This window comes from Streptomyces luteireticuli, from assembly GCF_041519305.1.
In the GTDB taxonomy this organism is placed as follows: Bacteria; Actinomycetota; Actinomycetes; order Streptomycetales; family Streptomycetaceae; genus Streptomyces; species Streptomyces luteireticuli.
Map to the genome: position 1 here is coordinate 72432 of NZ_CP167927.1, position 20795 is coordinate 93226.

General features: G+C 73.8%; 14 protein-coding genes. 11 read left to right on the forward strand and 3 right to left on the reverse strand.

The features are described from left to right. The first annotated feature begins 158 nt into the window (after nucleotides 1–158). The 5 genes from AB8735_RS00295 to AB8735_RS00315 all read left to right on the forward strand — a co-directional run bounded on the left by AB8735_RS00295 (nucleotide 159) and on the right by AB8735_RS00315 (nucleotide 6374). Nucleotides 159–1922, forward strand: coding sequence for a TIGR03767 family metallophosphoesterase (locus AB8735_RS00295; protein WP_372404188.1), 1764 nt, complete (start codon nucleotides 159–161; stop codon nucleotides 1920–1922). 271 nt (nucleotides 1923–2193) lie between these two features. Further along, complete coding sequence (locus tag AB8735_RS00300; protein WP_344021411.1) at nucleotides 2194–2886, forward strand: hypothetical protein; 693 nt, start codon at nucleotides 2194–2196, stop codon at nucleotides 2884–2886. Then, nucleotides 2883–3548 (forward strand): RES family NAD+ phosphorylase, encoded by a 666-nt coding sequence (locus tag AB8735_RS00305; protein ID WP_344021413.1) that lies wholly within the window; start codon nucleotides 2883–2885, stop codon nucleotides 3546–3548. The genes AB8735_RS00300 and AB8735_RS00305 overlap by 4 nt, the downstream gene beginning before the upstream one ends. Nucleotides 3549–3611: 63 nt before the next feature. Next, a complete protein-coding gene (locus tag AB8735_RS00310; protein WP_344021415.1) occupies nucleotides 3612–4697 on the forward strand; it encodes a hypothetical protein in 1086 nt (361 codons plus the stop codon). A gap of 354 nt (nucleotides 4698–5051) precedes the next feature. Then, nucleotides 5052–6374 carry a hypothetical protein gene (locus AB8735_RS00315; protein ID WP_372404189.1) on the forward strand — a complete coding sequence of 441 codons (1323 nt, stop codon included), beginning with the start codon at nucleotides 5052–5054 and terminating at the stop codon, nucleotides 6372–6374. A gap of 14 nt (nucleotides 6375–6388) precedes the next feature. Here the strand turns inward: AB8735_RS00315 and AB8735_RS00320 are convergent, their stop codons facing one another. After that, nucleotides 6389–7621: an MFS transporter gene (locus tag AB8735_RS00320; RefSeq protein WP_372404191.1), complete on the reverse strand. Its 1233-nt coding sequence runs from the start codon at nucleotides 7619–7621 to the stop codon at nucleotides 6389–6391. A 65-nt stretch (nucleotides 7622–7686) separates the two neighbouring features. Between AB8735_RS00320 and AB8735_RS00325 the strand changes: the two genes are divergently transcribed. Then, nucleotides 7687–9009, forward strand: coding sequence for an aminotransferase class I/II-fold pyridoxal phosphate-dependent enzyme (locus AB8735_RS00325; RefSeq protein ID WP_372404192.1), 1323 nt, complete (start codon nucleotides 7687–7689; stop codon nucleotides 9007–9009). 57 nt (nucleotides 9010–9066) lie between these two features. Here the strand turns inward: AB8735_RS00325 and AB8735_RS00330 are convergent, their stop codons facing one another. Together AB8735_RS00330 and AB8735_RS00335 are read right to left on the reverse strand one after the other, a co-directional pair. Further along, nucleotides 9067–10437, reverse strand: coding sequence for a hypothetical protein (locus AB8735_RS00330; RefSeq protein WP_372404193.1), 1371 nt, complete (start codon nucleotides 10435–10437; stop codon nucleotides 9067–9069). 26 nt (nucleotides 10438–10463) lie between these two features. After that, on the reverse strand, nucleotides 10464–11696 hold the full coding sequence (locus AB8735_RS00335) for a phosphatidylserine decarboxylase (protein ID WP_372404194.1): 1233 nt from the start codon (nucleotides 11694–11696) through the stop codon (nucleotides 10464–10466). 712 nt (nucleotides 11697–12408) lie between these two features. Between AB8735_RS00335 and AB8735_RS00340 the strand changes: the two genes are divergently transcribed. The 5 genes from AB8735_RS00340 to AB8735_RS00360 all read left to right on the forward strand — a co-directional run bounded on the left by AB8735_RS00340 (nucleotide 12409) and on the right by AB8735_RS00360 (nucleotide 20753). After that, the gene (locus tag AB8735_RS00340) at nucleotides 12409–13437 is read left to right on the forward strand and encodes a cytotoxin leucocidin (RefSeq protein WP_372404195.1); all 1029 of its coding nucleotides are present in this window, start codon (nucleotides 12409–12411) and stop codon (nucleotides 13435–13437) included. A 277-nt stretch (nucleotides 13438–13714) separates the two neighbouring features. Then, complete coding sequence (locus AB8735_RS00345) at nucleotides 13715–14983, forward strand: MFS transporter (RefSeq protein WP_344021428.1); 1269 nt, start codon at nucleotides 13715–13717, stop codon at nucleotides 14981–14983. Nucleotides 14984–15057: 74 nt separating this feature from the next. Beyond that, nucleotides 15058–16359: a non-ribosomal peptide synthetase gene (locus tag AB8735_RS00350; RefSeq protein ID WP_372404196.1), complete on the forward strand. Its 1302-nt coding sequence runs from the start codon at nucleotides 15058–15060 to the stop codon at nucleotides 16357–16359. A gap of 120 nt (nucleotides 16360–16479) precedes the next feature. After that, nucleotides 16480–19587, forward strand: coding sequence for an amino acid adenylation domain-containing protein (locus AB8735_RS00355; RefSeq protein ID WP_372404197.1), 3108 nt, complete (start codon nucleotides 16480–16482; stop codon nucleotides 19585–19587). Then, nucleotides 19584–20753, forward strand: a complete 1170-nt coding sequence (locus AB8735_RS00360; protein WP_372404199.1) for an acyl-CoA dehydrogenase family protein — start codon at nucleotides 19584–19586, stop codon at nucleotides 20751–20753. The genes AB8735_RS00355 and AB8735_RS00360 overlap by 4 nt, the downstream gene beginning before the upstream one ends. Nucleotides 20754–20795: the final 42 nt, after the last annotated feature.

The window sequence follows — 20795 nt, forward strand, 5'->3', positions numbered from 1 at the left end:
AGACGCGGCCCGTCGGCCGGCGGCACGGACACCGGTCGCTCACCAACCCTTCGCCGACCGTTCACACAACGGCCAGGGCCGCCCGGCATTCTGACGACCCACCATTACTGAACAGTAGTGCGATTCCGCTGTCCGGCACCCCACCAGGAGAACGAGGCATGTCCTCATACAACAGGCGCCAGTTCCTCACCGGCACGGCGGCCGTGGCCGCCGCGGCGTCCCTGTCCCTGGCCGACGGCCGCTTCGCGTCCGCGGCCACGCTCGACCGGGCCGTCGCCGCCACCGCGGCGCGGGCCGTCCGCATCGAGGGCACGACCCTCGCCCAGGTCGCCGAGCCCACCGGCGCCGGCCCGTACAAGCGGCTCCGGTCCGGCCCCGGCTGGCCGCTGGTCGTCCGGGACGAGCTCGCCCCCCGGGGCGCCCGGCGGGCCGCCGCCCGCGACGGTGCGCGCACCGCCCTGGCCTGCTTCGTGCAGTTCACCGATCTGCACCTGGCCGACACCGAGTCGCCCGTGCGGTTCGAGTACCTGGCCCGTTTCATCGACAGCGCGCACCGCCCCCACGAGACGCTCACCGTGCGCGGCGCCTCGTCCCTCGTGGAGCGCGTCAACGCGCTGGCCCGGGGCCCCTACACCGGCGCGCCGTTCTCCCTGGTGATGGCCACCGGGGACAACACCGACAACCACGAGAAGGTCGAACTCGACTGGTACCTCTCGGTGATGAGCGGCGGCCGGATCACCCCGAACAGCGGCGACCCCGCCCGCTACGAGGGCGTGCAGAACTCCGGGAACGCCGAGTACTGGAACCCCGAGTCGTCCTCGAACGACGTCTACAAGGCCAAGGGCTTCCCCCGGATCCCCGGATTCCTGACGGCCGCGGGCCGCCCCTTCACCGCGCCGGGGCTGCGCACGCCCTGGTACACCACGGTCGGCAACCACGACGACAGCGTCGAGGGCACCCTGCCCGACCTCGGCCTGCTCCGCTCCCTCTACACCGGCGACCGCAAGCTGGAGGGCTGCGACGGCGCCGAGGCGGCCGCGCTGGCCGACGCCCTGCGCACCGATCCCGGGAAGGCCGTCAAGCGCCTGGCCCATCTGCTGAAGACAGCCGGTCCCGTGCGCCGCGTCACCCCCGACCCGCGCCGCGCGCCGTTCACCCCGGCCGAGTTCGCGAAGGCGCACCTCGACCCCCGGTACACCGGGGCCGGGCCGGCCGGCCACGGGTTCACGGCCCCGGCGGTGGAGCAGGGGCGGCTGTACTACACCTTCCCCGTCGCCGACGGCGTCCTGGGAGTGAGCCTGGACACCACCAACCCGGCCGGTTTCGCGGACGGTTCGGTCGGCACGGCCCAGCTGACGTGGCTGGAGTCGGTCCTGAAGTCCCGCAGCGGACACTGGTACGACAAGGACGGCCGCACGGTGCGCGGGACCGGCACGGACGAACTGGTCGTCGTCTTCAGCCACCACACCAGCACGTCGATGGGCAACCTGCTGCCCGACCCGCACCGCCCCTTCGAGAAGCGGCACGACGGCGGCGAACTGGTCGCCCTCCTCCAGCGCTTCCCCAACGTCGTCGCCTGGGTGAACGGCCACAGCCACGAGAACCGGATCACCGCCCACGGCCACGCCGTGCCCGAGCGGGCCTTCTGGGAGGTCAACACCGCCTCCCACATCGACTATCCGCAGCAGGCCCGGATCATCGAGCTCACCGACAACGGCGACGGCACACTGTCCCTGTTCACCACGCTCGTCGAGTCGGCCGCCCCCTACCGCACCGACGTCTCGGACACCTCGGAGGCGGGACTGGCCGCGCTCTACCGGGAGTTGTCCTACAACGACCCCTACGCCACCCCGGCGAAGAAACTGGGCACGGCCCTCGACCACAACACGGAGCTGGTGCTGGCCCGTCCGGGGAGGAGGTGAGCCGCGGGGTCGCACCCGTGTCGCAAGCGGTGACGGCGCCGTAGGATGACGGCATCGGTGTCAAGGGCATGTCCCTCCACAACCCGTGGTGTTCACGTGACGGTGGTGTCCGGTGGGGCGAACTGCGATTCCGGCGTACGAAAAGGCGTGCGAGTCGCTACCTTCGGTCCGTGAACCGTGACGAGGCGACACGCGCGTGGCACGCCCCTGCGGACCCGTGGGGTCGGGCACCGGGGGAAGCACTGCGCCCGGTGCCCGGGGGGAGGTCCGCATGAAGCCCGTGGAGGAACTGCTCCACCTGATCGGGCAGCACGCGGACAGCATCCGCGCGTGTCTCGACGACGAGCAGTACGCCCTGCTCCTGGCCGCCCTGCACGACCTCGCCTCCGCGCCCGGCGCCGGACCGGCGGCCGCCCGCGCGGAACGGGGCGTCGGCAACGCCCTGTCGCCGCTGCCGGCGGACCACCCCGCCTCCCCCTCGTCCCCGCCGGGCGCCCCGTCCCCGGGTCCCCCGGCCGGGGCGGCCTGCCCGCACACCGGCCCTTCCGGCCTGGCCTGGCTGCTGCTCGCCGAGCTGATGACCGGCCGCGCCTCCGCCCCCCGCACCACGGAGATCATCGCCGTGGTCAAACGGCGGCTGCTGGCCGCCCCTTCGCTCTCCGCCGCCGAGGCGCGCGACCGGTGCGCCGAGGATCCCCTCCCCCGGGACCTGATACGGCTGGCGGACCCGGTCCGCGGCGACCGGTACCCCGCCTTCCAGTTCGCCGGTGAAACCGGCGGGCCCGTCTCCGTCGTCCGTTGGGTCAACCAGCTGCTGCTCGCAGAGGTCGATCCCTGGGGCGCCGCGGACTGGTGGTTGAGCGGCAACACCTGGCTGGGCGGACCGCCCGCCTCGCTCCTGGGGGAGTTGCCGGACGACGTCCTGGCCAGTGCCGCGCAGGCGCTGGTGAAGGGGGAGGAATGACCGGCAACATCTCCCCGGCCACGTACACGATGCGTCCCAACCTGTACGTCGTCCCCGCCGGCAGACGGTGGTGGCGCGTCCACACCGGCCGCCGGCCCGCCGGGCAGTTCAAGCCCGCCGCCCCCGGCCCCCGCTTCTGCGGCAACCGCTTCGACGGCACACCGCCCGACCCGTACGGCTCCCTCTACATGGCCTCCGACCCGGCCACCGCCCTGGCCGAAACGCTCCTGCGCTCGCTGGACTTCGACGCCGGGTCGGGCATGCGCCTCATCCCCTACGCGGCGGTCGCCGGCCGGGCGCTGAGCATGCTCGTCACCGAGGCGGAGCTGCACCTGATCTCACTGATCACGGAGGAGGACCTGGCCGCGGTGTGCCAGGACTCGTGGCTGCTGGAGGCGGAGGGGGAGCACTATGCCACGACGCGGCGCTGGGCGAGCGCGATGCGGGCGCAGACCCCCGGGGCCATGGGCCTGGTGTGGCAGTCCCGGCGCCACCGCCCGCGGCTGTCCTCGGTCCTCTTCCAGGACCGCTGCCCCGGCCCGGTGGTCTCCCCCGTGCGCGTCCACGCCTACCGGGACCTGGGATCCCCCCGGGGCATCGCCGAGGCGAACCTGCTCCTCGCCCCCCTGCGCGCGGCCATCGTCCCCCCGTGGCCGCAGTGAACCGCACCGGCCCCACCGCACCGCTCGTCCCCACCCGCTCGCCCGACCCCGATTGGCGGAGCCATGCCGTCCGACCCACCGCTGGATGATGAATTCCCCGCCATACTCCGGGAGCTGAGGGAGGTCAGGAGGGCGGGCCTGACCCGGCTGCGCTCGCTGCGGCTGCCCGCCCTGGAGATGGCGGCGGCCCAGACGCCGGACGGCACCGTCGAGAGCCTGCTGCGGCTCTCGGTGGCCCGGCTCGACGAGGGCACGCTGCGCACGGCCGCCGAGTATGTGCTCGGCCTGGCCCAGGGCACCCGGGACTGGCCGGGCGCCGACCGGCGGCGGCGCGCCGCCGAGCTGTACGGGGTGAGCGTCGAACGCTTCCGCAAGGACCAGGAGTTGATGGTGCTCGGGCAGGTCACCGAGATGATCGGCCGGACGTACGGGCCGGGGGCCGTCAGCTGGCAGACCACCGCCACCCACCGGGTCCTGTACGTCCCGGTGGCCCGGCGCACGGCCCGCTTCACCGTCCACGTCCACCCCGTGGACCTGCTGCGCGACGTGGACGTCGTGGTCTCCCCCACCAACACCCACCTCGCGCTGCCCGAGCCCTACAAGTCGTCGGTCTCCGCGTCGCTGCGCCGCGCCGGGGCCGTGCGCGGGGTCAACGGCGACATCCTCCAGGACCCGGTCCACGACGCGCTGCGCGCCTGGGCGGAGGAGAACGGGGCGGCCGGCCGGCCCGTCCCGTCCGGCACGGTGGCCGCGACCGGCCCCGGCTCGCTGGCCGCCCGGGGCATCCGCCGGATCTACCACTCCGCCGTGGCGATCCCCCGGCCCGGCACCAACGACTACGACGTCCTGCCCTCGGACGTCACCCGGACCGCGGCCCGCGTCTTCGAGGTCATGGCGGAGGAGCGCGACGCCTTCGGCCCGCCGCTGCGGTCGGTGTGCTTCCCCCTGCTCGGTTCGGGGCGCGGCGGGCTGCCGTACGGGACGAGCGTCGGGGCGCTGTGGGCCGCGGTGGAGGCCGAGTTGGCGCGCGGCGCGGACTGGGACGTCCATTTCGTGATGCGCCGTCCGGCGGCCGCGGCACTGCTGGCGACCCTCGTCACCGGGAACCGCCCGGCGGGCGACCGCTCCGCGACCAGGGGTTCCGGTTGACTGGAAGGACCGGACCGGGTCGCTCACGGGAATCGGGGGAGGGCGTCGGGGTACGTCCGCCGAGCGGCCCGGACCGGCGCTCCGGCCGTGGGGGCCCGGAGCCGACCGCCGCCCGGGGCCGGCGGCACACCGGGCCGGCCGGGCCCGGTGGCCGGCCGGGCGGCGGTCCTCATGTGCGGAGGGACACCACTGCCGGCAGGGACCGTGCCCTTCCGTGCCCCCGTCCGTCGAACGCCCGTTACCTTCCCTTCATCACCTTCCGCCCGCAAGGGTGTTGTCGTCCCGAAAGGCCCTTGCTGTCCTTGCCCGCCGACTAGCTTGACCACAGGTACGGGTGGTGGGCCGGGAGGGCGGATGGAGTATCTGCGGCTGTTGCGGCGGGGGCCCGTGCTGATGCTGTGGGTCGCACGGAGCCTGTCCGTCCTGGGCGACCGGCTCCACACCGTCGCGGTGATGTGGAGCGTGTGGGCGGGTACGGGGTCGGCCTCGCTGATGGGGCTGGTGGCGATCCTCGAATCGGCGCCCTACGTCGTGCTCGGCGCGGCCGGCCGCCGTGTGGTGGCCCGCTTCGCCTCGTACGGCGCCCTGGCCCGGGTGGACGCCGCGCGGGCGGCCGTGGCCACGGCCCTGCCGTTCCTGTGGTCGCCGGACGCGCCGGGCACGGCCGTCGTGTTCGCGGGCGTCCTCACGCTCGGCACGCTCGGGGCGCTCTTCGACCCCAACCTGGAGGCGCTGCTCCCCACACTCGTCGAGCCGGGGCGCGTCCAGCCGGTGACCGGGCTGTTCGACCTCACCAGCCGCATCGCCCGCACCACCGGACACGCCTGTGCCGCCGTGCTGTTGCTGGTGTTCTCCAAGGTGGAGCTGTTTGCCTTCGTCGGGGCGTCCTTCGCGGTGTCGGCGGCGGCGCTGGCCGCCATGGCCCGGCGGCACGACCCCGTGGCGCCCTCCGCACCGGGCGGCCGCCCGCCGGCGGCGCGGGCGCCGGAGCTGCTGCGGGCGCATCCCAGGGTGGGCCTGGGCATCCTGGCGCACGGCGCCCTGCCGTTCACGGCCGCCGCGACCACCGTGGCCATGCCCGCGCTGCTGGCCGCCCGGCACGGGGCCGGGGCCGGTGTGTACGGGCTGATCACCGCCGCCGTCGGGGTGGGGGCGCTCATCGGCAACCCCGTCGCCGGGGTCTGGCGGCCGCGCGCCTGGCTCCTGGTGTGCTGCGGCGCGTGGGCGACGGACGGGGTGGCGACCGCCTGCATGGGGCTGACCGAGCACGTGTCCGTCCTCGAACTGCTCTCCGTGCTCGTCGGACTGGCCGCCCCGCTGGGGACCGTCACCCTGCGGGCGCGGCTGGGCGTCTTCCCGCCGGCCGAGCGCCTGCGCCTGATGTCCGTCGAGCACACGGCCGCCCGCGCGGGCAGCGTGACCGCGATACTGCTGCTGCCCCCGCTCGCGGACCTCTCGCCCCCGGGGGCCTTCGTCACGGCCGGCGCGGTGGTGACGGCGCTGGCGGCCGGGGCGGCGCTGCTCTCGCGGCCGCTCGCACGGGGCGGCGGTGCGCACCGGGCGGTGCCGGGCGCACGGTCCGCGGACGCCCGCCCCACGACGGGGTGCTTCCCCGCCGGAGGGGAACGGTCCGGCGACGGCCCGGCGGGCGCCCCCGGCCACCGTCAACAGGCGTGACCCGCACGGTGCGTTCAGGCACCGGCGGCCGGTGCCGCGACCCGGCCGCGGACGAGCCGGTGCTGGACGAGGCAGGAGCCCGCGATGACCGCGCCGAAGGCGCCCCAGCCGAGCGGCCCGGCGGCGACCGCCGCCGTGACGGCGAGCGGGCCGGCCGCGCGCTGGCTCGCCTGGGCGAGACCGTGGACGCCCAGATAGGCGCCCTGGGCCGCCTCGGGGGCCAGCGCGATCGACAACTCCCAGGAGACGATGGCGTGCAGCATCTCGGCGAGGGTGAAGGCCGCCGCCCCGACGGCGAGGCACACGGTGGCCATCGCGGCGCCGTGCACCGCGGAGGCCGCCATCGCGGCGCCGGCCGCCGCGAAGACCAGGGCGAGCGGCAGGAGGAGGCGATGGGCCGCGCCGGTCGTGGCGCCGAAGCGGGAGAGCGGGACCTGGAAGGCCACCACCATCACGCTGTTGAGTACGAGCAGCACCGGGACCGCCCCGTCGGGCGCGTCGGTGGCGTGCACGGCCCACAGCGGCAGGCCGACCTTGAAGACGGCGTCGTCGAAGAAGAGCAGCGCGTCCGTCACCACGTAGGCCAGGTACGTCCGGTCGCGCCAGGGGGTGACGGGCCCCTCGCCGGGGTGCGGGGCGGCGGCCGCGGGACCGGCGGCGATCTCCGTGCAGCGCGCCGTGAGGAGCGCGGCGGCCGCGAACGAGAGGGCGTCGCCCAGGAGGAGGACGCGGTAGACGGCCGTCGTGCCGGCGGCGAGGGCCGCGGCGGCGCCGAGGCCGCCGACCGTCCAGCCGACGTTGGCGACGGTCCGGTTGACCGCCTGGTAGCGCACCCGGTCGGCGCCGGACACGCGGGCGGAGTAGAGCTTGGTGAGCACGCTCGCCGCCCGGTCGCCGAAGCCGCCGGCCGCCGAGCAGACCAGCAGCAGCGGGAAGGCGTGGGTGAGCAGCAGGGCCATGGAGGCCGCGGCGCGCAGCAGTTGGAAGGCGATGAGCACCCGCGTCAGCGGCAGCCGGTCGGCGAGGCGGCCGCCGGCCGGGGCGCCCGCGAGGCCGGCGCATCCGGCGACGGCGGCCAGGGTGCCGACCTGGCCCACGGACAGCTGGGCGACGTAGGTGAAGTACAGGACCGAGGTGGCGGCCCACAGGCCGCTGCCGGTCCGGTCCACCAGTGAGACCGCCAGCATGCGGCGTCCGTCGCGGCCGCCCGGTATGCGGCCCACGGCGTTGCGGTATCTCCCGGTCATGCGTCCCCCCGCACGGTTGGCGCCCCGCCTTGCCAACCACTTTGTATCGATACATACTTGACTACGTGGCAATACAATATGCGATCACCGGGACGACGGCCAAAGGGATTTCCGCCTCCGTCGAACGCGCCGTGTCCGAGGGGGCCTTGGAGTCCGGGGCCGCCCTGCCCCCGGTGCGCCGCCTCGCCGAGCGGCTCGGGGTGAGCCCCGGCACCGTCGCGACCGCCTACCAGGAGCTGCGCCGGCGCGGCATCGTCGTGACCCGGGGCCGCGGCGGCACGGTCGTCGCGGACGCGCCCGCCGTCGCCTCGCGCCGTCCGCCGAAGGTCCCGGAGGGGCTGCGCAACCTGGCGGGCGGCCACCCCGATCCGGCGCTGCTGCCCGATGTGGCGCCGCCGGTGCGCCTGTCGCCCGGCGCCCGCTCGCACCGGGCGGCGCCCCGGCTGCCGGAGCTGGAGGAGGCCGTGCGCGCCTGGCTGGGCCGCGACGGCGTCCCCGTCGAGCACATCACCTTCGCGCACGGGGCGCTCGACCTGGTGGGCCGGCTGCTCTCCGTCGAACTGCGCCCGGGCGACGCGGTCGCCGTCGAGGACCCCGGCTACCACCACCTCCTCGACCTCGTCACGGCCCTGGGACTGCGCACCGTGCCGGTCGCCGTGGACGGGGAGGGGATGCGCCCCGACGCGCTGCGCACGGCGCTCCGGGACGGCGGCGTACGGGCCGTGGTGCACAGCCCGCGCGCCCAGAACCCGTACGGCGGCCGCTTCTCCCCCGCACGCCGCGACGCCCTGGCCGCACTGCTGCGCGAGGCCCCCGACGTCCTGGTCGTCGAGAACGACTACGCGTCGGGCATCGCCGGCGCCCCGCTCCACTCGCTGTGCGCGGCCGGCCTGACCCGCTGGGCCCACGTCCGGACCGTCACCAAGTCCCTCGGCGCGGACCTGCGGTGGGCCGCGGCCGCGTGCGACGCGACGACGCTCGCGCGGCACGACGGGCGGCTGCTCCTCACCTCGGGCTGGGTCAGCCATCTCCTCCAGGCCGCCGTCCTGGCCCTGTTGACGGACGCGGACACGTCGGCGCTGGTCGAACGGGCGGGAACGGCGTACGCCCGGCGGCGCGACGGGCTGGTGACGGCGCTCGCGGAGCGGGGCGTCACCGGGCACGGCCGGAGCGGGATGAACGTCTGGGTGCCCGTGCGGGACGAGTCGGCGGTGGTCAACGGGCTGCGGACGCGCGGGTGGTGGGTGGCCGCCGGGGCCCGCTTCCGCGTGGCGTCGGAGCCGGGGGTCCGGATCACGGCGGCGGACCTGGAGGAGGCGGAGGCGGTGCGCCTGGCGGCGGACTTCGCGGCGGTGCTGGGGGAGGCGGAGGCGACGTACGGGGGGTGAGCCGCCGGTGGCGCGGGGGTGGATCCGGCCCGCGGGCCGGATCCACCCCGGGAGCGCTCAGCTCTTGCGCGGGCCGCCGCCGTTGCGCGGCTTGAACAGTTGCCCCGGGACATGGCCGGGGAAGGGGCGCTCGAAGAGCCAGTTGTAGAGCATCTCCCGGCAGATCTCCGGCTGGTAGGCCGGGACCTCGTGGCCGGAGTCGGGAATGCTGACCTGCGTCAGATTCCCGAGGCTGCGGACGAATCCCTTCGGGTTCCCCTGCGCGTACTTCCAGATCAGCCGGGGGGCGTTGCGCCAGTCCCCCTTCTGCTGCATGAGGCCGTCCAGGATCTCCTCGGTGCTCTGGTATCCGCAGGCGGTGTCGAAGTTGCCGGTGTAGAGCAGGGTCTTGTAGCCCTTTTCGATGATCGTGGCGTACACCCCGGAGGCGTCCGCCATGTTGTCCGGGATCAGCGCTTCGGTCACCGGGCCCTTGTCGTCGGCGCTCTGCCAGGGGACGTCCGGGGAGACGTGCAGGGACTTCTTCACCGCTTCGCTGTTCAGGTAGGCGGTCAGCGGCCCCATGGGCAGATCGGTCCAGCTCCGCACGTCGTAGACGTCGAAGTTGCCGCCGTAGGCCAGGGTCGTGTCCACGATGTCGTTGCCGAGGCGGTAGGCCGCGTCCATGTCCTTGTCGGCCAGGGCGGTCCGGAAGTCCTCGTAGGACCTGTCCAGGGACTCCTTCTGGCCGATGCCGATGAAGCCCGTCGCATAGGCGTAGTCGATCATGACGCGGACCGACAGTTCGGGCTTGATCCAGCCGTTGCCGACGGAGATCCCCTTGAGGTCGATGCGCTGCTCTTCCGGGAGTTGACCGTTGTGCCGGTCGATCTCCAGGGCGATCGCCGGAACGTACTTCCCGGCATAGCTCTCGCCGCAGACGTACAGCGGACACCGCGCGTACTCCGGGTGCAGGCTGAAGAACTTCTGCAGCCCCTCCCGGAACATCGTGGCGAGGGTGTCCTCGTCGTGGACGTACTCCCCGGCCTCGGAGTAGCTGTAGCCGCTGCCGACGGGCTGGTCCCAGAAGATGACGTGCGCCTCCTGGTTCCAGGAGGTGGGACGCACCGATACCGTCCCGGCGGCGTCGTCGCCGATGGCCAGCGGTCCGTTCTCCAGGAACAGGCCCAGGAGCGAGGAGGCGCCGGGGCCACCGTTGAGCCAGATCAGCAGCGGCGTCCGGCTGATCAGCTCCTGCTGGTCGGGGACGGCGACCCCGGGATCGCAGGTCTGGCTCTCGAAGAACCAGTAGAACAGGTTGTTGTCGGTCCCCGGGTGGTCCGTGCTCTCGACGTGCACGTGCCCTGCGTAGGAGCGGACCTTCAGGTCGATGCGCTGGGTGTCGGGGATGTTCGCCGGAATCGAGGTGACGAGGTCCGGTGATGCCATGGTTCACCGTCCGTTCGGCAGAAGGGTCAAGGGGCCAGGGGGCGACGCCGCCGGGACTGCGTGTGGTAGGAGCCGGTGAACAGCCCTGCCGTGCGCTCCGGTTGTTCGAGGACCCCGATGCGCTGGCCCTGGAGGAGTTGCAGCGCGGGGAACCGGCCGGGTTCGAACAGCAGGATGTTCAGGGATCCGCCGTACATGAAGTTCCCGATTTTTTCGCCCTTTTCCACCGGGACGGGCATCGTGAGGCCCGGGGCCAGCCCCTGGAACTTCTCCAGGAAGTTCACGGAGGCGATCGAGTTGAGGCCGACGGGCACCATCCCGACGAACCCCACCTCACTGTTCTTTCCTTCGGCGTCGGGGTACCAGGTCTTGATGACGAGGTATCCCCGGCGGAAGTTGTCGAACATCTCGTAGTCGTAGCCGTAGCCGACGTTCCCCTTGTTGAGCAGTTCGGGGAAGTCCCGCATCCCGTAGTACACGCCGCGGAGGTCCTCGCGGGCCTCCACCACCTGGCCCTTCACCGGGGAGTGGTACCAGTGGTAGGTGTCGGGCATCAGAATGCACGACACCGCCGTACCGCCGATGAACGCCTCCGCGTAGTCGGAGTCGCCGAGCAGTTGCCGGACGTTCATGGTCACCGTCTTGACCGGGATCGGTGTGGTCTCGGTCAGCTCGTCGACGATCATGTTGATGACGCAGTCGGCCGGGGCGACCACCACGCTGTCGTCCTCGTCCCGGGGGGCGATGGGCCGCGCGCCGTCCTTGAGTTCCCGGGTGAAGAACTTGTTGAACGTCGGCCAGGGCCCGGGTTCGAAGTCGGCCATGCGCTTCGGCCCGAGCTCCTTGACCCACTTCTCGATGAGCTTCTGCCCGTCCGGCCCTTCGTCGTCCATCTGCAGGCCCTGAAGGTGCGTGAAGTCGGCGGTCATCTTGAACCCCGGGCCGGAGGTCACGAAGACCATGCCGTAGTCGTTCTCGTAGTTGATCCAGCTGAACTTCTCGATGTAGTCCAGCCCGTTGTTGACCCCCGACCGCCAGTGGTACCACTCCGCGAAGAAGTCGCATAAGAACTGGATGTCCTTGCCCTTCCAGTCACAGCGCACTTCTTCCGGCGTGTCGGCCGGGTACGGCACCACGTTCTCGACCGCGGCGTCGTACATGGTCTTGAAACCCTCGTAGTCGTTCTCGTACCACAGGGTGATCTTCTTGAGGAACTCGTCGAGGTTCTGCGAATACTGTTCTTCGTCGCCGTTCAGCACGTTCCCGTCTCCTTCTGCTGCGTTGAGGAATGCGGACCGCGATGTCCCCGGCCGGAGGCATGCGGATCCGCGGGAATGCGTCGTCGGAATCGGGCCGGCGCGACCCCGGAGAGCGCACACGGACAGCGCGGCCCGCCCCAGGGCCGGAGTGGCTTCACGGCCTCGGACGTCCGCCGCGCCTTCCCGGTCTCTCCCGCGTCCGCACCTGCGCCTCCCCGGCCTGCGCTCGATTGCGGCAAAGACTGGACTGGTGGTGCGGCCCGGCCGCGCCGGACAAGGCTGGACCGGAGTCCGGCTTCCACGAAAGGGGGACCGCGGGCGGAACATCGTTCCCTGCCACACGGCTGCCCCGTCGGGCCTCGCCTCACCTGACGACAGGCGTAACTCGCACACCACGCGAGCTCCGCGCCACCTTCCCACGCGCCCCGTAGTTCGCTCTCACCCCACTGTGCAACCCCGGACGCGCCACGACGGGACAGCCCACAATGACCGGGACTCCGCTCGGACACACAATCGAACGCCGTTGCCGAGTCGACACCCCGCCCGCTCCGCAGCACCCCTGACGGCGTGTCATCCTCCCCGCCAAAACCGCAGGCCCGGGCCCTTCTTCGGGACCAAAGTCCCTATCCACGGGGCCACAATGCCGATTGCATTGCCTCCCAAGCGACTTCTCTCGCTTTCCCCCCAACTCCGCCAGAAAGTACGGAATTCAATGAGCCATGTCTCCAGACGGCGCCTGCTGACCCTCGCCCCCGCCGTCGGTGTCGCCGCCGCCGTCCCCGTCACGGGGCTGCTCGCCTCACCGGCCGCCGCCGCTCCCCGCGCGCAGGCGTCCTCCGCGAAGGGCAAGGCGGCCCCCTCCCGCCCGCTCCAGGAGATAACCGACGCCTGGGGCCGGTGGATGGCGAAGGAGCGGTTCCCGAAGTCCAACGGGTGCCGGTTCACCGCGTCGACGGACTACGGCAAGCAGGGCGCCCTGGGGAGCTACCACCAGTACCAGGTGCGCGCGAAGTACAGCGGGATCACCTACGACCCCAGCGCCCCCTCCCCCGTCCCGGGCCAGGTCAGCTCCGTCGTCACCAACTACCGCAACGGCACGGACGTCGAGCAGACCGTCACGTACAAGCAGAGCCGGACGACCGAGCAGAATCTGCGGATCTCGGTGACGGAGTCGCTGAAGGTCGGCGTGACGGTGCAGGTGTCGGCGGAGGTGCCGGCCGTCGCGAAGGTCAGCGAGACGACGTCGATCGAGGCGACGCTGTCGTCGACGCAGGAGTTCGCGCACAAGGAGACGCAGAACTGGAGCGTCGACCTGCCGCTGAAGATCCCGGCGAAGTCGGTGGTGGAGGCCTCGCTGGTGGTCGGCACCCAGAAGTACGACATCGACTGGACGGCGACGGTCGGCCTCACCGGCAGCGTGGCGATCTGGTTCGAGGAGAAGGTGGACCTCAACCACGACGGCGACTACCACTGGCTGTGGTTCGTCCCCGTCGAGGAGGTCTTCCGCGACTGCCGGGCCAACGGCATCATCGACACCTCCGGTTACGAGGTCACGGGGGACGGGGTGAACGCCTTCGCGAGCGGCACGTTCTCCGGCGGCCAGGGCGTCTCCCTCAGCGTCAACGCCGTGCAGAAGCCGCTCGACGCGCGGGCGGCGAAGCGCGGCGCGACGGCGACCGAGCGGACGATTCCGGTGCCGCTGAGCGCGTCGGGCAAGAAGGTCAGCGTCCCCGGCCGCTGACCCCGTGAGCGGCCGACCCCCGTGCGCCGCTGACTCCCCGGCAGGCCCTGCGGATGTCCGGAGCACCGATATCCGGACATCCGCGAGGGCGGTCCGCAGCCGTCCGCATACCGCCCGTTATCCCATGTCACCCGGGGTGCCGTTCAGCTGACGGTCCGAAACCGTTCACCGCATCATGGACTCCTTGACGTCCGCAATACGGACAGAAGCGGCCGGAAAAGGTCGCTTCTTTTGACTGAACACACTGCCGTGGCCAAATGTCTGTCAAATGTTGTCAATGACGCCCGACGGCGGCGGTCCCTTACGCAACCGTGACTTCCGGCTGTTGCTGGCCGGCGCGGCCACGGGCCAGCTCGGTGCCCAGGTGACCCTGGTCGCCCTGCCGCTGGTCGCCGTGGTCGAGCTCGACGCCTCGCCGTTCCGAACAGGGCTGTTGACGGCGGCCGAGACCGCCGCGTTCCTGCTCGTCGGCCTGCCCGCCGGTGCCTGGGTGGACCGCATGCGGCGGCTTCCGGTGCTCGTGCGCGCCGATGTCGTACGGGCCGTGGCCATGGCCTGTCTGCCCCTGGCCGCCTGGGCCGGGGTGCTGACCATGACCCAGCTCTACCTGGTGGCCCTGGTCACCGGCGTGGCCACGGTGTTCTTCGACGTCGCGCACCAGAGCTATCTGCCCGCGCTGCTGCCCCGTGAGCAGCTGGTGTCGGGCAACGGCGCGCTGGAGACGGTGCGTTCGTCCGCCCAGGTGGCCGGTCCCGGTCTGGGCGGGGTCCTCGTGCAGGCCGCCGGGGCGCCGTTCGCCCTCGTCGCGGACGCGGCCGGCTATCTGCTGTCCGCCCTGTTCCTGCGCGGCGTCCGCACTCCCGAGCCTCCCCCGGCGCCCGCCACGGGCGCGTCGCTGCGGGCCCAGGTCGGCGAGGGACTCGCCTTCGTCTTCGGGCACCCGGCCCTGCGCATGATCGCCTGCTCGACGGCGGTCGCGAACTTCTTCGGCGCGATGCTCGTCGCCGTGCAGACCGTCTTCCTCGTCCGGGTCCTGGAGCTGCCGGCCGGCGTCATCGGCCTGATGATGTCCGCCTCGGCCGTCGGCGGTCTGGCCGGGGCCCTGAGCGCGGGCGTCCTCGCGCGCGCCGTGGGAAGAGCCCGGGTGATCTGGCTCGCGCCCGCGGCCACCGGGCCGTTCGCCGTGCTGTGGCCGCTGGCGGGGCGCGGCGCCGCCGCGGTCTGGTTCGCCGTCGCCTCGGCCGCCGTCTTCTTCGGCGCCGTGGTCTACAACGTCGCCCAGGTCAGCTTCCGGCAACTCCTGTGCCCCGCCGAGCTGCTGGGGCGGATGAACGCGACCCTGCGCTTCCTGGTCTGGGGCACGATGCCCTTCGGTGCCCTCGTCGGCGGGGCCGTCGCCGATGCCGCCGGCCCCCGTGCCGCGGTCTGGATGTGCGCGGCCGGCTTCCTGCTGGTTCCCGTCCCCCTCCTGCTCTCCCCCTTGCGACGGCTGCGCGACCTGCCCGTGCCCGCCGCCGCGCACGCGCCCGGCCCCGTCGCGGGCTGAGGCACCTCCCCCCACACCCCGTCCTCCGTCGTCCCCGTGAACCGTCGCGCCCCAACGGCGCGCGGGAGGTCAGCGTGCAGTCCCGCAGCATCACCTCGTCCTATCTCGACCGCTACCGGCACATCGCCGAACAGGCCTCCCCGGCCGAGGCGTTGCTCCCGCTCACGGGAGCCCAGCGCCGCTTCGTCCTCGCCCGCCGGATGCGTCCCGGCGCCCGGCCCGACCTCGTCCCGCTCTTCTTCGCCTTCCCCCGCGGCTCCGTGGACGTGGCCCGGCTGCACGCCGCCGCCTGTCACCTCGCGGCCCTGCACCCGGCCCTGCGGGCCCGCGTGGAGGTGCGGCGCGGGGTGCCCGTCCAGCGTCTCGGCGCCCCCGGGGGATGGGTGCGCCGACTGCCCGTGCCCCCGGGCGGGCCGGCGGCGGACACCCTGCGCCGGGCCCTCGCCGCGTGGTCCTCCGACGGGCCGCCGCTACGGCTCCTCCTCGCCGCCGACGACGGTCCCGGCGGGCCCCGCGACCTCCTCGCCCTGGTGCTGGACCACACCGTCTGCGACGAGCAGTCGCTGGGCCGGATCACCGCCGACCTGACCCTCGCGTACGGCGGAGGGCTCGGCCCGCGGGACGTTCCGGCGCTGCGGGCCGCCGGGGAGGCGGCCGCCTACGGCGAGGCCGTCCGCCTCCAACTCGCCGCCGAGGAAAGGGCGTCCGCGCCCGGGTCGCTCGCCTACTGGGCCGGCCGGCTGGCCGGGCTGCGCCCGCCGCCCGTCGCGTCCGGCGCCCCCTCCGGCGCCCCCGACGCGGCGGGTACGGGCAGCGCCGAGCACCGGCTGCCGCTGGCGGAGGGCGGTGCGCGCGCCGTGGCCTTCCCGGCGGCGCTCGACGCCTGCGCCGCGGCCGCCCGGGCCGCCTACGGCGACGCGTACGTCCCGGCGCTGGGCTATCCCTGGGGCGGGCGGCCCGTGATGGCCGAACCGGTCCTGGGCTGCTTCCTCAACACGGTCGTCCACCCCGCCGACGACGCGGGCCCGGACGCGCGCACCACCGCCTGGTGGGACGATCTCGACCACGCCGACGCCCCGTTCGACGAGGTCGTGCACGCGGCCCGCGGCGCGGGCGTGCCCTGGGCCGGGCGGCTCGACGGGCTGCTGACGTTCGAGGACCTGGGCCGCCGCCCGCCGCTGCGGCTCGGCGACGCCACCGGGCACGAGACGCATCTCGACGACCGTCCCTTGCCGGGGCCGTTCGCCGTCACCGTCTCCTACGGCCGGGACCTGCTGGTCCGCATGGCCTGGCAGCGCTCCGCGCTGTCCGACGAGCGGGCCGGGGAGGCCTTCGCCCGCCTCGTCTCCACCCTCTCCGCCACCGCGGCGGCCTGAGCCCGACCGGCCCGGACCGACCGCCCCTCCCGGCGCGCCGCCTTCCGACCGATGTGCGGCCGCGCCGGCCGTCCCGCGCGATCCACGCGCGACAACCACCCCGAACAGGAAGGGTTGACCATGTTCGGACTCTCCGCATCCCAGGAGATCGTCTGGCTGCACGAGCAGATGCTCCCCGGCAGCCGTGCCTACAACTTCACCGCCACCCTGGACCTGCGCGGCGCGCTGGACGAGGACGCGCTGCGGGCCGGCCTCGCCGCCGCGCTGGAGCGCCACCCGGGATTGCGCCTCGAACTCGTCGACACCCGGGGCGCGTTGCCGGGCCAGCGCGTCCGCGAGGGCTGCGCGCCCCGGCTGAGGACCGTCGACCTCGGCGGGGACGAGGACCCCGAGGCGGCGTTCGGCCGGCTGCTGCGCACCGAGGCGGAGACGCCGCTGGACGTCCACGAGGCGCCGCTGCTGCGCTGGTGCCTGGTGCGACTGGCCGCGGACCACCACCGGCTGATCCACGTGGAACACCATCTGATCCACGACGGGCACTCGTTCGCGATCCTGCTGCGCGACGTGTTCACCGTCTACCGCTCGCGGGTGCTGGGCGAGCCCGTGACGCTGCCCGCCGCCCGTTCGTACACGGAGCACCTCACGGCCGACGCGGCCGCCCGCGACGGGCGGCGCGGGGCGAGCCTGGCCCACTGGCGGGGCGAGCTGGCCGGCGCCTCCTTCGACCTGCCGCTGCCCGGGCTGGCCCGGCCGGGGGTCCGCCGCCGGCACGCGGGCGCCCAGCTGCGCCAGTCCATCGGCGCGGAGCTTGCGGAGCGGCTGCGCGCACACAGCCGGGCGATGGGCCACACCCCGTTCTCCACGCTCCTGGGCCTGTTCGCCGAGCTGCTGCGGCGGCACAGCGGCCGCACCGACCTGGTCGTCGGCACGGCGGTGGGCAACCGTCCGGCCGGTTTCGAGGAGACGGTCGGCATGTTCGTCAACACCGTTCCGCTGCGGCTGCAGTTGGACCCCGAGGCGGGGGCGGACGAGATGGTGGACGAGGTCACCGACGGTCTCATCCGGGCGCTGCCGCACCAGGAGGTGCCCGTCCAGGAGCTGACGCGCGAGCTGGGCCTGCACACCACGGGTGCCGACAACCCGCTGTTCTGCGTGATGTTCAGCGCCCACGACGCGGCGCTCCCCGAGGTCGAGGTGCCGGGCCTGGAGGTGTCGCTGTTCGAGGGGTTCAACACCGGGACGACCCGCTTCGACCTGGACCTGGTGCTCATCCCCGACGACCGGCGCACGGTCGGCCCGCGCCGGGGCCCGGCCGGGATGACGCTGGTGTGGGACTACGACCGCGACCTGTTCGACGAGGGGACCGCCGGCCTGCTCGCCGACCGCTTCCTCGCCCTGCTGCGGGCGTACCTGGACACCCCGGCGGCGGCTCCGGCGGCCCTCGCCCCGGAGCCGGTCCCCGCGCTCATGGAGCCGGTGGCCGAGGCGGACGGCGTCCTGGACCCCCTGGCGCGTCACGACGCCGGCCGCGTCGCCGTCCTGAGCGGCGCCCGCCGGCTGACGTACGGCGAACTCGACCGTGAGACCGAGGAGTTGGTGCGGAAGCTGCGGGCCGTCGGGGTGCGCGCCGGGCAGCCGGTGGCGGCGGTGCTGCCGCGCGGGGTGGACGGCGTGGTGACGCTGCTGGCCTGTCTGCGGCTGGGCGCGGTGTACTGCCCGCTGTCGCCGAACGACCCGGCGGAGCGGCTGGGGACGCTGCTGGAGCGGCTGCGTCCGGCCCTGGTCCTCACCGACCGGGAGAGCGCCCTGTCCCTGCCCGCGGAGGGGCTGCCGGTCGCGCTCCTGGACGGGGAGTTCCCCGCCGCCCGCGCGGTCGACGGGCTGCCGGGGGCGGCGTACGTCATCCACACCTCCGGCTCGACCGGCCTGCCGAAGGCCGTCGCGGTGGGCCGTCCCGCGCTCGCCCATCACGCGACGGTCATGGCCGAGCGCTACGGGCTGACCGACGGGGACCGGGTGCTGCTGTTCGCGCAGCCGTCCTTCGACGTGGCCCTGGAGGAGGTGCTGCCCTCGCTGTGGGCCGGTGCCTGTCTGGTGGTGCCGCAGCGGGAGGTGCCGACGGCGGCGGAGCTGACCGCCGTACTGGCGTCGCGCGCGGTCACCGTGGCCAATCTGCCGACGAGTTACCTCCTGGCCGTGCGCGAGGAGCTGACGGAGGCGATGCGCGACGGCCGTTGGCGGCCGCGGCTGCTGGTGGCCGGCGGCGAGCGGTTCCCCGCCGCCGCGCTGCGGGAGCTGCTGGCGGCGACGGACGCGCCCGTCCTCAACGCGTACGGGGTGACCGAGGCGACGGTCACCTCCACGGTCCACGAGGTGTCCCGCGACCGGGCCGAGGAGGCCGAGGTGCCGCTGGGCACTGCGCTCCCGGGCATGGCGGTGCACGTCCTGGGCGCGGGGCTGCGCCCCCTGCCGGACGGCGCGGTCGGCCAACTCGCCATCGCCGGGGCCGGGCTGGCCATGGGCTATGTCGGTGACGAGGCGGCGGCCACGGCCACCGCGGCGCGGTTCGTGACCGTGCCCGCGCTCGGCGGCGAGCGCGTCTATCTGACGGGCGACCTCGGCTACCGGGGCCGCGACGGGCTGCTGCGCTTCCTGGGCCGGCACGACAACCAGGTGAAGCTGCGCGGCTACCGCATCGAGCCGGAGGAGATCGAGGCCGCCGCCTCCGCCGAGCTGGGCGGCCGCTCCTGCGCGGTCGTCCTGGGCGCGTCGGCCGCGGGCCCGTCCCTGATCGGCTTCCTGGACGGCGGTCCGGAGCCGGACCAGGTGCTGCTGCACAAGGCGCTGTCCGCCCGGCTGCCCGCCGCTTTCGTCCCGGCCCGCTGGATCCGGCTGGAGCACATGCCGCTGCTGCCGGGCGGCAAGCCCGACCGGGCCGCGCTGGCCCGCCTGGCGGAGGCCGCCCGCCCCGACGGGGACGCGGAGGAGACGGCCAGCACCGCCGACCCGTCGGTCGCGCTGCTGAGCGAGGGCTGGCAAGAGGTGCTGGGCCACGACCGGTTCACGCCGTCGTCCCACTTCTTCCAGGTCGGCGGCCACTCCCTGCTCGCCGCACAGCTCGCGGCCTGGCTGGAGCCCCGGCTCGGCAAGCGCCCGCCGCTGCGGGTCCTCTTCCGGCACCCCGTCCTGGCCGAGCAGGCCCGCGCCGTCGTGGAGGCGACCCGATGAGCAGCGCCCCCTCCTCCGTCCTGGAGACCGAACACCGCGAGATCGTCGACTCGTTCGAGTCGTTCGTCCGCCGGGAGCTCGTGCCGCTGTCCGCCGACCTCTCCGGGACGGGCGACCTGCCGCCGGCCGACCTGCGCTCCTACGTCCGCAGGCGCTCGGCGCAGCTGGGCTTCTACGCGGCCGACCACCCCGAGGAACTGGGCGGCGCCGGCATGCCGTTCACGGCCGTGGTGCTGCTGCACCACGCCGCCGGGCGCAGCGGCTGCCCGCTGGCGCCGTACGCGCTGGCCGGGTCCGACGGGCCCAGCCCGCTGCTGCGGCAGGGCACCCCCGAGCAGATCGAGCGGTATCTGGTGCCGCTGGTGCGCGGCGAGGCGACGCGCTGTCTGGCGCTGACGGAGCCGAACGCCGGGTCGGACGCGTTCCGGCTGAGCAGTACCGCGACCCGGCGGGACGACGGCAGTTGGGTCCTGAGGGGCCGCAAGACGTTCGTGAGCAACGCCGGGCACGCCGACTTCGCGCTGGTGATCGCCGAGGCGAAGTCCGGGAGCGGCGACGGCCCGACGGCGTTCGTCGTGGACATGGACCATCCGCGGCTGCGGATCGGACAGCGCTACGACGGCATGTCGGGCGAGGAGCTGTTCGAACTGGTCCTGGACGACGTGGAGTTGCCCGGCGACGCGGTCGTCGGCGGCGAGGCGGGCATCGGCTCGGCCCTGGCGCACGGCATCGACAGCCTCTCCCGGGGCCGTCTGGTGGTGGCCGCGATGTGCAACGGCATCGCCGAGTACGCGCTGCGCCTGGGCGTGGAGTACGCGCGGGAGCGGCGCGCCTTCGGCGAGCGGATCGGCGCCTACCAGCACGTCCAGGAGCACCTGGTGACGAGCCGGGCCGAGACCGAGGCGGCCAAGTTGCTGACGCTGGCGTGCGCGCGGCTGGTGGACGGGGGCGTGGAGGCGCCGGAGAACGCGGCGCTGGCCAAGCTGACCGCCTCGGAGACGGCGGTGCGCGTGGTGGACCGGGCGCTGCGGGTGCACGGGGCGACGGGGTGGGTGCGCGGGCATCCCCTGGAGTTCCTGTACCGGTACGTCCGGATGATGACGATCATCGAGGGGACCTCGGAGATCCAGAAGGTGATCGTCGCCCGGGCCATGGGCCTGGGCTGAGCGCGACACCCGCACCCCCCGGACCGAAGCCTGGAACGAACG